This window comes from Clostridium kluyveri (assembly GCF_001902295.1).
Taxonomy (GTDB): Bacteria; Bacillota; Clostridia; order Clostridiales; family Clostridiaceae; genus Clostridium_B; species Clostridium_B kluyveri_B.
The window spans coordinates 1,066,424-1,079,653 of the sequence record NZ_CP018335.1; the positions used below are offsets into that span (position 1 = coordinate 1,066,424).

Sequence of the window (13,230 nt, forward strand, 5' to 3'; positions counted from 1 at the left end):
AAATGTATTATATTAATTATTGCAATATATAAGAGAAAGTAATACAATAAAAAAGGTTGTAAAAAATTAATAAATGGAGTGAAAATTTATGAAACGAATAGAGCAACTTAGAGAAAGATTAAATGAGCTGGTTGTTAAAAGCGATGTATTATATAGAGGAGAAGTATTGAAGTTAAGTCAGGAATTAGATAAGTTAATATATGTTCAATATAACAAGGACATTAAAGAGAATGGTGATAGTTTTCAATATGATATGTAAAAATGATTTTAAATGTATTGGAGAAGTATGAGGTATTGGTATCCTAAATATAAAATTTATTTGTACATATTACATTTAAAATAAAAAGCTTGTGTGTATAAATTTTTATAAAAGTACATAATGCATAATAAAAGCATATAATGCTATAAGTCCTCTTACTGTTCCAATTACTTTGTAAGATTAAATGAATCAATTTTTATAAAATAAAAAAGTGATATAATAATGTTGACAAAGAGAAAATGAGATGATATACTGTAAAAGCTGTCTGGGGAAGAAGACAGTAAAGCTGAAATATGATCCTTGAAAATTAAACAGAATGAAGAAGATAGGTAAACTTATTTATTAAGAATAAACCAGCAATTCTTTTGAGCTGCGAGAGCAGTAAAGAGAGTAATTTCGTAAAGTAAGAAATGAGTCAAAAACTTTTAAAATAAGAGTTTGATCCTGGCTCAGGACGAACGCTGGCGGCGTGCCTAACACATGCAAGTCGAGCGAAGAAGTCCCTTCGGGGATGGATTAGCGGCGGACGGGTGAGTAACACGTGGGTAACCTGGCTCAAAGAGGGGGATAGCCTCCCGAAAGGGAGATTAATACCGCATAAAAGGTAAATATCGCATGGTAAATACCTTAAAGGAGAAATCCGCTTTGAGATGGGCCCGCGTCGCATTAGCTAGTTGGAGGGATAAAAGCCCCCCAAGGCGACGATGCGTAGCCGACCTGAGAGGGTGAACGGCCACATTGGAACTGAGATACGGTCCAGACTCCTACGGGAGGCAGCAGTGGGGAATATTGCACAATGGGGGAAACCCTGATGCAGCAACGCCGCGTGAGTGAAGAAGGTTTTCGGATCGTAAAGCTCTGTCATCCGGGACGATAATGACGGTACCGGAAGAGGAAGCCACGGCTAACTACGTGCCAGCAGCCGCGGTAATACGTAGGTGGCGAGCGTTGTCCGGAATTACTGGGCGTAAAGGGTGTGCAGGCGGATATTTAAGTGAGATGTGAAAGACCCGGGCTTAACCCGGGCAGTGCATTTCAAACTGGATATCTAGAGTGCAGGAGAGGAGAACGGAATTCCTAGTGTAGCGGTGAAATGCGTAGAGATTAGGAAGAACACCAGTGGCGAAGGCGGTTCTCTGGACTGTAACTGACGCTGAGGCACGAAAGCGTGGGTAGCAAACAGGATTAGATACCCTGGTAGTCCACGCCGTAAACGATGAGTACTAGGTGTAGGGGGTATCGACCCCCCCTGTGCCGCAGTAAACACAATAAGTACTCCGCCTGGGAAGTACGATCGCAAGATTAAAACTCAAAGGAATTGACGGGGACCCGCACAAGCAGCGGAGCATGTGGTTTAATTCGAAGCAACGCGAAGAACCTTACCTGGACTTGACATCCCCTGAATAACTCGTAATGGAGGAAGCCCTTCGGGGCAGGGAGACAGGTGGTGCATGGTTGTCGTCAGCTCGTGTCGTGAGATGTTAGGTTAAGTCCTGCAACGAGCGCAACCCCTGTCGTTAGTTGCCATCACGTAAAGGTGGGCACCCTAACGAGACTGCCGCGGTTAACGTGGAGGAAGGTGGGGATGACGTCAAATCATCATGCCCCTTATGTCCAGGGCAACACACGTGCTACAATGGGCAGAACAGAGAGAAGCAATACCGCGAGGAGGAGCAAATCTCAAAAACTGCCCCCAGTTCGGATTGCAGGCTGAAACCCGCCTGCATGAAGTTGGAGTTGCTAGTAATCGCGAATCAGCATGTCGCGGTGAATACGTTCCCGGGTCTTGTACACACCGCCCGTCACACCATGAGAGCTGGCAACACCCGAAGTCCGTAGTCTAACCAAAAGGAGGACGCGGCCGAAGGTGGGGTTAGTGATTGGGGTGAAGTCGTAACAAGGTAGCCGTAGGAGAACCTGCGGCTGGATCACCTCCTTTCTAAGGAGTCGAAAGGCTGGGAAAAAACCTGCCTTAAAAGCTGGAATTTGAGATAAATAAGATTTACCGAGTTTATACTTAAAATGTGAGTATAGACCAGAAATTGATAATAACGAACAAGTCAAGGAAAAGCTTGAGTGAGGAGCAGAGTTTACTTGTGTAAATGAGCACCGCAGGGAAAGTTTTGACGATGGATTGTGAAGTTATTAGCAACTTCCTGCTTATTCTGTTTAATTTTGAGGGATCATAGTCAGTTGACAATAAAGAATTGACAATTGACAGTTAGATTCCCATTCCAATTGTACGGTGTAAACAGTAATAGTAAATTGTGCACTGTGAATTGAAAGAATTTTGTCCTTTGAAAATTGCACAGTAAATAAAAGAAGTAAAGCTAAGGTTAGAAATAACCTTTGTAGTAGTAAGTATAATTAAAGTTATACTTATAGATAGGTTATAACAAACAGTTATAATAAATAACTAAGGATAAAAATTGATAATAACGAGTACAGCAAGGAAAAGGTCGAAGGAGGAGTAGAATTTACTTATGTAAATGAGCACCACAGTGAGGCATTTGACGCAGTTGTACGAAGTTAATAGCAATTTTTTAATGAAACTCACTCAGCTGAGGCTGAGGAGTGCAATTTAGTAACCAAATCGAAGATTTGGACTAAATTATCAGGTCAAGCTACAAAGGGCGCATGGAGGATGCCTTGGCACCAGGAGCCGAAGAAGGACGTGATAAGCTGCGAAAAGCTCTGGGTAGGCGCAAATAGCCAGAGAACCAGAGATGTCCGAATGGGGAAACCCACCTATAAAACAATAGGTACTGCATGCTGAATATATAGGCATGGAGGGGAAAACCCGGGGAACTGAAACATCTAAGTACCCGGAGGAAGAGAAAGAAAAATCGATTTTCTAAGTAGCGGCGAGCGAAAGGGAAAGAGCCCAAACCGGAAACTTGTTTCCGGGGTAGAGGTCAGGTAATAAAAAATGTGGAAGCTTAATTGAATTCAACTGGAAAGTTGGGCCGCAGAAGGTAAAAGCCCTGTAAGTGAAAAGCAGAAACAAAAAAACCTGTACCGGAGTACCACGAGACACGAGAAACCTTGTGGGAAGCAGGGAGGACCACCTCCCAAGGCTAAATACTACCTGGTGACCGATAGAGGAGGAGTACCGTGAGGGAAAGGTGAAAAGAACCCCGGGAGGGGAGTGAAATAGAACCTGAAACCGTGTGTCCACAAACAGTCGAAGTACGTTAAAGTACGACGGCGTGCTTTTTGTAGAACGAGCCAGCGAGTTACGGTATGCAGCAAGGTTAAGTACTTAAGGTACGGAGCCGAAGGGAAACCGAGTCTGAAAAGGGCGGGGAGTTGTATGCCGTAGACCCGAAACCGGGTGACCTATCCATGGCCAGGTTGAAGCGGAAGTAAAATTTCGTGGAGGACCGAACCACGTTGGTGTTGAAAAACCATGGGATGAGCTGTGGATAGCGGAGAAATTCCAATCGAACTCGGAGATAGCTGGTTCTCCTCGAAATAGCTTTAGGGCTAGCGTCGGGAGTGAGTAATGGAGGTAGAGCACTGACTGGGGTAGGGGCTGACAACAGTTACCGAACCTTATCAAACTCCGAATGCCATATACTTGAATCCCGGCAGTCAGACTGCGAATGATAAGATCCGTAGTCAAAAGGGAAAAAGCCCAGATCAACAGCTAAGGTCCCGAAGTGTAAGTTAAGTGGAAAAGGATGTGTGATTTCGAAGACAACTAGGATGTTGGCTTAGAAGCAGCCATACATTTAAAGAGTGCGTAATAGCTCACTAGTCAAGAGGTCATGCGCCGAAGATGTCCGGGGCTAAAACTTACCACCGAAGCTATGGGCCTGAAAGGGCGGTAGGGGAGCATGCTGCACAGGCAGAAGCCATACCGGAAGGAATGGTGGACAGTGCAGGAGAGAGAATGCTGGCATAAGTAGCGAGAAATAAGTGAGAATCTTATTGGTCGAAAACCTAAGGTTTCCTGGGGAAGGTTCGTCCGCCCAGGGTAAGTCGGGACCTAAGCCGAGGCCGAAAGGCGTAGGCGATGGACAACCGGTTGAGATTCCGGTACCACATTTTTGCGAAAAAGAACAGAAGGGATGACGCAGAAGGATAGGATGTGCACACGAATGGATGTGTGTCCAAGGAGTGAGGGAGGACATAAAGGAAAAACCGTATGTCCGATAATCCTGGGCTTTGAAGGGGAGTCCGCAAGGACGAGTATCTGATTTCACACTGCCAAGAAAAGTCTCTATGGAGCAGGAGTGTGCCCGTACCGCAAACCGACACAGGTAGGTGAGGAGAGAATCCTAAGACCATCGGAAGAATTGTTGTTAAGGAACTCGGCAAATTGACTCCGTAACCTAGGGAAAAGGAGTGCCATGAAAGTGGCCGCAGAGAAAAGGCCCAAGCAACTGTTTATCAAAAACACAGGTCTCTGCTAAAGCGAAAGCTGAAGTATAGGGGCTGACGCCTGCCCGGTGCTGGAAGGTTAAGGGGACTGCTTAGCGTAAGCGAAGGCAAGAACTTAAGCCCCAGTAAACGGCGGCCGTAACTATAACGGTCCTAAGGTAGCGAAATTCCTTGTCGGGTAAGTTCCGACCCGCACGAATGGCGTAATGATTTGGGCACTGTCTCAACAACAAATCCGGCGAAATTGAAGTGCAAGTGAAGATGCTTGCTACCCGCGATTGGACGGAAAGACCCCGTAGAGCTTTACTGCAGTTTATCACTGAATTTTGGTATTGCCTGTACAGGATAGGTGGGAGGCAGAGAAGGAAGTGCGCCAGCATTTCTGGAGTCAACGTTGGGATACCACCCTGGCAGTACTGGAATTCTAACCGGAGTGCATGAAACTGGACACGGGACAATGATAGGCGGGCAGTTTGACTGGGGCGGTCGCCTCCAAAAGAGTAACGGAGGCGTACAAAGGTTCCCTCAGAAGGGTTGGAAATTCTTCGGAGAGTGCAAAGGCAAAAGGGAGCTTGACTGCGACACACACAGGTGGAGCAGGGACGAAAGTCGGGCTTAGTGATCCGGTGGTACCTCGTGGGAGGGCCATCGCTCAACGGATAAAAGCTACCTCGGGGATAACAGGCTGATCTCCCCCAAGAGTTCACATCGACGGGGAGGTTTGGCACCTCGATGTCGGCTCGTCGCATCCTGGGGCTGGAGTAGGTCCCAAGGGTTGGGCTGTTCGCCCATTAAAGCGGCACGCGAGCTGGGTTCAGAACGTCGTGAGACAGTTCGGTCCCTATCCGTCGCGGGCGTAGGAAATTTGAGGGGAGCTGTCCCTAGTACGAGAGGACCGGGATGGACTGACCGCTGGTGAACCAGTTGTTCCGCCAGGAGCACAGCTGGGTAGCTAAGTCGGGAAGGGATAAACGCTGAAAGCATCTAAGTGTGAAGCCCACCCCAAGACAAGATTTCCCATGGCGAAAGCCAGTAAGACCCCTCCGAGAAGAGGAGGAGATAGGTCAGGGGTGTAAGCATGGCAACATGTTAAGCTGACTGATACTAATAGGTCGAGGGCTTGACCAAATAATATTTACTGTGCAATTTTCAGGGGATACTATAAAAAATGTATAGATTATATATTGTTAAGATTAATGTAAAATTTTAAACTTGATGTAGAGGAATTTCTTCATCAAGTTTTTTGTTTATCCGAACGCTACCATTGCTAATACTCCCATCTTCTTCAAAGTAGGAGATAAGCACTGCTATGCGCCTGGATAAGTTCTTCTAAGGTTCAGATAGAGATAAGCAGTCCTTACAGCAAACTCCACCTGAACCTAAGAATCACTTGATCTAAATGATACTATTCCCATTAAGAATTACTTAATAAACTTCTTTTTATTGTTCTTTTATTTACATTTAAAACATGTTATACTGAAGTTGAATAGATTGTTTACATATTAACAATCCATATAGACATAGGAAGTGTGTTTTATTTGAATGCGTGAAAATTTTCACATAGTAAAAGGCATATATTAGGAGGCATAATAAGAATAATTTTCATATATACTATATAAAAATCATACTTATTGTTAATATTTTAGTTTTGTTGAGCTAATGGCTGTTACAAGAAAATGAAGTCGTTTACAAAAGGGTGTTGATAATTTTAGTACATAGGCTAAAGTCTCACGGACAACTGATTAAATGTATGAGTGAGAGTATTAAATGAAATTATTTGAATTGATAAATTTATAGAGGTGAAAAATTATGGGCAATAAAAAGAAAATTTATGTATGTTGTGGAACAGGGTGTATAGCTAAAAACAGTATGTCAATTTTTGAAGAATTTAGAGATAAAATACAACAGATGGAAATTGATGCAGAAGTATCAGCCAAGCTGACATCCAGTGTATGTAGTGGAATATGTGATAAAGGTCCTGTAGTCAAAATTTATCCAAATATAACTTATTATGGGGTTAAAATTAAAGATGTTGAAGAAATAATTCAAAGGACAGTGGTGAATGATGAAATTGTTAGTAGATTGATAAAAGCTACTCCGTCTATGAAGGAGAAGTTAAAAGATTATCATGAAAGTGGATTTTATAAAAGACAGTATAAAGTAGCTCTAAAAAATGTGGATGATATAGATCCTACTACCATAGATCAATATATTGAAAAAGGTGGATATGAAGCTTTAAAGGAAGTACTGCTTGAAATGAAACCAGAAATTATTATAGGTGATAGAAATTGCATGGTGGATGTTGTTAAAGATTACTTAAGTTTTTTAAGTAAAGAATTTTGCGGGAAATGTATACCCTGTAGAGAGGGAGTAAAGAGAATGCTGGAGATGGTCACTGATATCTGTGAAGGTAATGCAAAGGAAAGAGATATAGAAAATATGCTTCAGATGTCTTATGTTATTAGTCAGGCTTCTTTATGCAATCTTGGTAAGCGGGCACAGAATCCAATAATGATTGCTATTAGATACTTTAGAGATGAATTTGAGGAACATTTGAAAAATAAGCGATGTAGACAAGGAGTCTGTAAAAATCTCACTACCTTTTATATAGATAAAGATAAGTGTATGGGATGTAAATTGTGTAAGAAGAATTGCGACAGCAATTGTATTATAGGAGAATTCAAAAAACCTCATGAAATAGATGAGAGTAAATGCATAAGATGTGGTAATTGTATAGATATATGTAGATTTGATGCTATTAAGATTTTATAAAGAGGTGAGTTTATAATGAAAATTATGATAAATGGTGAAAGTTATGAAACCCAAAAAGGAGATACCATATTAAAAGTAGCTAGAAGAAATAATATATATATACCTACACTATGTCATAGTGATGCATTGCCTGGTTTGGCTACCTGTAGATTTTGTATAGTAGAGGTTATAGACGGAGAAGAGTGTAAAGTGGCGGCTTCTTGTATATCTCCTGCAAATCCCGGAAATAGGGAAATAGAAGTCATAACTGATTCAGATAAGATAAAAAGGATGAGGAAAGTCATAGCTATGCTGCTTCAGGCTAGATGTCCTAATAATAAAGAAATAGAAAAATTTGCAGAAGCTTTTGGAGTAGAGAAAAGAAAAGTAAATAGATTTAAATTAGAAAAAGGAGAAGATTGTGCTTTATGTGGACTTTGTGTAAAGGCATGTAAGGCAGTAGGGGTAGGAGTACTTTCTTTAGTTAATAAGGGTATATATAAGAAATTAGATATTTCTGATAAATCCACACAAAGATGTATAGGGTGTGGTTCCTGTGCTAACGTATGTCCCACTAATGCCATAGACATTATAGATAAAGATGGCAAAAGAGAAATATGGGGCAATAAATTTAAAATGGTGAAATGTGATTGCTGTGGAGAATACTTTGCTACGGAAGAGCATGTTAAATATGCTTATGATAAGTTAGGAATAGAACAACCGGGAAAATTTTACTGCAGCAGGTGTAAACGGGAACAAGCAGTTCAGGGCATGAACCATGTATTGGAAAGTATTTAAAGTTATATATTAAAATAGGAAAGGTGGTAAGCTAAATGGAAGAGCATGTGAATTCTTTTGTAATGGCAAATTCAAATAAATGCATAGGATGTAGAGCCTGTGAAATTGCCTGTGCTGCAAAGCACAGAAAAAATAATTCTGGAGGTACTGTTGGAACTATGAATAATGAAGTGGTACCTAGATTATTTCTTGTTAAAAAAGAGAGTATGGCAATGCCCATACAATGTAGACATTGTACAGAAGCTTTTTGTGTAAATGTTTGTCCTGTGAAAGCTATAGTTGAAAATCATGGGTCAGTATTTATTCAGGAGGATAAGTGTATAGGATGCAAAAATTGTATGCTGGTATGCGCAGTAGGAGCTGTAAATTTATTACCAAGAATTGAAAGTCAGGTGAGTAAAGGAAGGATCAAGCCTAAAGTTAGTGCCGTAGCATATAAATGTGATTTATGTATAGAAGAAGGCGGAAAACCTGCCTGTATTGAAGAATGTTCACAGGGAGCGTTGAAATTAGTAAAATGTGAAGAAAATGAAGACTATAGTGGAGAGCTCAATACTAAGAAAACATTGTAATCAATTAAATGAAATAAAAATTTTATTAAGAAAGGAATGTTAGATATGTGGACTAATACTCCCATGATAAATATAGATAGGGAATTATGTACAGGTTGTAGGCGATGTGCCGATGTATGTCCAGTAGATGCTATAGGAGGCAGCAAGGGTGAACCACAAGTGATAAATATGGAAAAATGTATTATGTGCGGCCAATGTATTCAAGTTTGTAAAGGATATTATTCTATATATGATGATGTTGCTACACCTATGAGTAAAAAATTGTTTGATAGGGGATTATTAGATAATGTAGATGAACCACTTTTTGCGGCATATAGTACAAGCAGGGTTAAAAATGTTAAGGAAATACTTAGAAATACAGATGTATTTAAAATCGTACAGTGTGCTCCTGCTGTAAGAGTTGCCATAGGAGAAGAGTTTGGATTGCCTTTTGGAACTTTAAGTGAGGGAAAAATGGCAGCTGTGCTTAGAAAAATTGGATTTGATAGGGTATATGATACAAATTTTGGGGCAGATCTTACTATAATGGAAGAAGGTAGTGAGTTATTAGATAGGATAACAAAAGGGGGAACCTTACCTATGTTTACTTCTTGTTGTCCAGCATGGGTGAAATACGTGGAACAAACTTATCCAGAACTTTTGGATCATCTTTCAAGTTGTAAATCTCCTCAGCAGATGGCGGGTGCCATTTTTAAAAGTTATGGAGCCCAAATGAACAAGGTAAATCCGGCTAAGATATATAACGTAGCTGTTATGCCCTGTACCTGTAAAGAATTTGAAAGTGAAAGAGAAGAAATGAGTTGTAATGAATATAGGAGTGTGGATGTAGTTATAACTACGAGAGAATTAGCACACTTAATAAAAGATGCAGGTATTGACTTTAATACTCTTTCCGATGATAAATTTGATGATGTGCTGGGGATGTATACTGGAGCGGGAACTATATTTGGTTCTACTGGAGGTGTAATGGAAGCAGCCCTTAGAACAGGGTATGAATTATATACTAAGAAATCCATTCCTAGTGTAGAACTTACTAACATTAGAGGAGGAGAAGGATTTAGAACTGCAGAAGTGGAATTAGGAGATTTTAAATTGAAGGTAGGAGTAGTATCAGGTTTAAAACATGTAAAAAAAGTATTGGATATGATAAAAAATGGAAAATGTGATATGCATTTTATAGAGATAATGACGTGTCCCGAAGGCTGTGTCAGTGGAGGAGGACAACCTAAAATTATATTTGAATCAGATAAGGCTGCAGCCTATGATGCCAGAAAAAGGGGACTTTACAATCATGATTCCAGTCTTCCTTATAGAAAGTCTCATGAGAACCCGGGCATACAAAAATTATATAGTGAATTTTTAGGAGAACCTTTAGGACATAAATCTCATGAACTGCTGCACACAAAATATAAATCCAGAAAGAATATTAATTTATAATATATATAAATTAATAATTTATAATATTTAGGATTTAAATTAATAAAAAATTCACATAAAAAAGAGGATAAATAAACACAAACAGGTTAAGTATAGTCAATATAAAAATATGATATAGGAATAATCTGATCTATAATTGTTCTTATATCATATATATTATAATTGATTTTTTAATTTTTAAGCAAATGTGGAAAAGTTTTTTTCATTTGTTAATGATATTAGTAAATAATCTGTGAAAATTTAATGATTTTATTTATAAAATGATGTATAATTCTATTTATCAGATACAATCTTTACTTTACTTTATGTTGTTGCTGTTGTATTACTGAAGTTGTTTATGTATTTTCGGAAGTTTCTTCATTGATATATTTAAATTTATCAATATTATGTCAGTATATGAAGATGTAAAGAAAGTACATAAATATATAAAGAAAATACAATTTTAAATAGTTAATATAGGTATTAAACTAAACAATATTTTGCAAGATAAGTATATAAAAATGATATACAATAGGAAATGTAAAAATATTAATAAAAATAATTTTAAATTTCATGGAGGTGTTCTTATGGGACAAGAAGCATTAGGTATGATTGAAACAAAAGGATTAGTTGGAGCTATTGAGGCAGCTGATTCAATGGTAAAGGCAGCAAATGTTCAATTAATAGGAAAAGAACAAATAGGTTCAGGACTTGTAACCGTTATGGTAAGAGGAGACGTAGGTGCAGTAAAAGCTGCTACAGATGCAGGGGCTGCTTCAGCTCAGAGAGTAGGAGAACTTGTATCAGTACACGTTATTCCAAGACCTCATACAGATGTTGAAAAAATATTACCTAAAATTGGTTAATAGCATCAAATCTGATTGTTAATAAAAGCAGTTATGTCAAGTGATGATTTAATCGAAAAGGTTTTAAATCAGTGTAACAAAAATATAATTTGAAAAATTTTGACCTATAAAATTTTAGTAATACATTAGGAAAATGGATTTAGTTTAGTAAGGGCTCCGGTAATAACAGTTGAATTTGCAGAAAAAGCTGTAGGTGTTAAATATGAAAAATTACAGAGGTTAAAACTGGACATAAGGTTATTAATCATTAAGTAACTGCTAAAGATGTATCTGATGAAAAAGGGCAGTAGAAGAACCACTTGAATAAGAATTAAAAGTATAGTATTGAGTGGGATTTTAAGTGCTGTTACACAGTCAGTAATTGCCGCCCAAGAAGTAAGAGACAGAGGTAGTTGCCTTAAAATTATTGGGACAAAGTTCTGTTTCTACTACTAACTTTTATATCTAAAGAGGGTGGTGTAAATTAATGAGAAGATCTGAAAGATTTGAGATATTAGAACAAAGGTCAATTCATAAGGATGGCTTTGTGGAAGAATGGCCGGAAATAGGACTTGCAGCCATAGAAAGTCCTAATAATCCTATTCCAAGTGTTAAAGTGGAAGATGGGAAAATAATTGAGATGGATGGAAAAAGCAGAGAGGAGTTTGATTTTATAGATATCTTTCTTGCAGAACATTCAATCAATGTAAAAAATACAGAAAAAGCCATGGCAATGGATTCACTGGATATTGCTAGAATGTTGGTTGATATAAATATTTCCAGAGATGAAATTATGAATATAGCCAATTCACTTACAGCGGCAAAATTGGTAGAAATAATTAGTAACTTAAATGTAGTAGAAATGATGATGGCTCTTCAGAAAATGAAAGCCAGAAGGACACCTGCAAACCAAGCATGTGTGACTAATTTGCGGGATAATCCTGTTCAAATTGCAGCAGATTCAGCGGAGGGAGCCCTTAGGGGTTTTGCAGAAATGGAAACAAGGGCAGGAATGTTAAGATATACCCTTTTCAATGCAATTTCAGTTTTAATAGGTTCTCAGGTAGGAAGACCTGGGGTATTAACACAATGCTTACTGGAAGATGCTACAGAAATTAAATTGAGTATGCTTGGTTTTGCTTCTTATGTGGAAACTATATCTGTATATGGTACAGAAAGTGCATTTGTAGAGGGTGATGATACTCCCTGGTCTGATTCTTTTTTAGCTTCAGCATATACTTCGAGGGGATTTAAAATGAGGTTTTCTTCAAGCATTGGTTCTGAAGTTCAAATGGGATATTCAGAGGGAAAATCAATGCTTTATTTAGAAGCAAGATGTATAATGATGGCTAAAGGTACAGGGGTTCAAGGATTGCAAAATGGATTGGTGAATGGTGTAGGCATTTCAGCAGCAGTACCAGAAGGTATGAGAGCAATTTTAGGAAGAAGCCTTTTAATTGAAATGCTTGGACTAGAAGTTGTATCGGGTAATGAGCAAGTTTTCACAAATTCTGAAATTAGAAAAACTTCAAAAGCTATGTTGCAATTTCTGCCTGGAGTTGATTTTGTATCTCCGGGGTATAATTCTACTCCAAGTTACGATAATATGTTTACACATTCCAATTGGAATGCAGAAGATTATGATGACTGGTTAATTTTACAAAGAGATTTAAGAATTGATGGGGGTCTTAAGCCTGTTAAAGAAGAAAAAGTTATAGCAGTTAGGAATAAGGCTGCTAGAGCAATTCAGGCTTTATTTAAGGAATTAGGATTGCCATCTATAACTGATGAAGAAGTGGAAGCTGCAACTTATGCCCATGGCAGTAGAGATATGCCAGCTAGAAATGTAGAAGAAGATTTAAAGTCAATTGAAAAATTATTGAATAAGGGCATTACAGTTTTAGATATAGTTAAGGGGCTTTACAGCGGAGGCTTTGCTGATGTTGCTGAAAGTACACTTAATATGTTTAAGCAGAGATTAATAGGGGATTATTTGCACCAGTCTTCAATATTTGATGAGCAGTATAATGTTATAAGTGCAATAAATGATAGAAACGATTATATGGGCCCTGGAACTGGTTATAGGGTGGAAGCAAAAAAATGGGATGAATTGAAGAATGTAAACTTTGCTTTAGAACCCCATAAGATTTAAAAACATTAATTATTTATCTTAATTTTACAGGCGACCATTGATTATATAAAA

The 13,230-nt window shown here is 38.7% G+C and carries 7 protein-coding genes and 2 rRNA genes; all 9 read left to right on the top strand.

The genetic code is table 11. The features are described from left to right. Positions 1–88: 88 nt before the first annotated feature. The 9 genes from BS101_RS05435 (at position 89) to BS101_RS05475 (ending at position 13,179) form a co-directional block, all read left to right on the top strand. Positions 89–259 (top strand): aspartyl-phosphate phosphatase Spo0E family protein, encoded by a 171-nt coding sequence (locus BS101_RS05435; RefSeq protein ID WP_073537904.1) that lies wholly within the window; start codon positions 89–91, stop codon positions 257–259. 426 nt (positions 260–685) lie between these two features. Next, a 16S ribosomal RNA gene (locus BS101_RS05440) occupies positions 686–2,198 on the top strand. A gap of 678 nt (positions 2,199–2,876) precedes the next feature. Further along, positions 2,877–5,773, top strand: a 23S ribosomal RNA gene (locus tag BS101_RS05445). The 16S and 23S rRNA genes sit together here, the layout of an rRNA operon. Positions 5,774–6,454: 681 nt before the next feature. Next, positions 6,455–7,417, top strand: a complete 963-nt coding sequence (locus BS101_RS05450; RefSeq protein WP_073537905.1) for an NADH-ubiquinone oxidoreductase-F iron-sulfur binding region domain-containing protein — start codon at positions 6,455–6,457, stop codon at positions 7,415–7,417. 15 nt (positions 7,418–7,432) lie between these two features. Then, positions 7,433–8,194: a 2Fe-2S iron-sulfur cluster-binding protein gene (locus BS101_RS05455; RefSeq protein ID WP_073537906.1), complete on the top strand. Its 762-nt coding sequence runs from the start codon at positions 7,433–7,435 to the stop codon at positions 8,192–8,194. 35 nt (positions 8,195–8,229) lie between these two features. Continuing rightward, positions 8,230–8,766, top strand: coding sequence for a 4Fe-4S dicluster domain-containing protein (locus tag BS101_RS05460; protein WP_073537907.1), 537 nt, complete (start codon positions 8,230–8,232; stop codon positions 8,764–8,766). A gap of 36 nt (positions 8,767–8,802) precedes the next feature. Beyond that, positions 8,803–10,203: a [FeFe] hydrogenase, group A gene (locus tag BS101_RS05465; RefSeq protein ID WP_242951409.1), complete on the top strand. Its 1,401-nt coding sequence runs from the start codon at positions 8,803–8,805 to the stop codon at positions 10,201–10,203. A 566-nt stretch (positions 10,204–10,769) separates the two neighbouring features. Continuing rightward, positions 10,770–11,048, top strand: coding sequence for an ethanolamine utilization microcompartment protein EutM (gene eutM / locus BS101_RS05470; protein WP_073537908.1), 279 nt, complete (start codon positions 10,770–10,772; stop codon positions 11,046–11,048). 466 nt (positions 11,049–11,514) lie between these two features. Beyond that, entirely contained in the window at positions 11,515–13,179 is a 1,665-nt protein-coding gene (locus BS101_RS05475) for a propanediol/glycerol family dehydratase large subunit (protein WP_073537909.1), read from the top strand. Positions 13,180–13,230: the final 51 nt, after the last annotated feature.

Coding starts and splice junctions, on each gene's coding strand:
- BS101_RS05450 (WP_073537905.1), top strand. CDS start 6,455: ATGGGCAATAAAAAGAAAATTTATGTATGTTGTGGAACAGGGTGTATA.
- BS101_RS05465 (WP_242951409.1), top strand. CDS start 8,803: ATGTTAGATATGTGGACTAATACTCCCATGATAAATATAGATAGGGAA.
- BS101_RS05475 (WP_073537909.1), top strand. CDS start 11,515: ATGAGAAGATCTGAAAGATTTGAGATATTAGAACAAAGGTCAATTCAT.
- BS101_RS05435 (WP_073537904.1), top strand. CDS start 89: ATGAAACGAATAGAGCAACTTAGAGAAAGATTAAATGAGCTGGTTGTT.
- BS101_RS05455 (WP_073537906.1), top strand. CDS start 7,433: ATGAAAATTATGATAAATGGTGAAAGTTATGAAACCCAAAAAGGAGAT.
- BS101_RS05460 (WP_073537907.1), top strand. CDS start 8,230: ATGGAAGAGCATGTGAATTCTTTTGTAATGGCAAATTCAAATAAATGC.
- eutM (WP_073537908.1), top strand. CDS start 10,770: ATGGGACAAGAAGCATTAGGTATGATTGAAACAAAAGGATTAGTTGGA.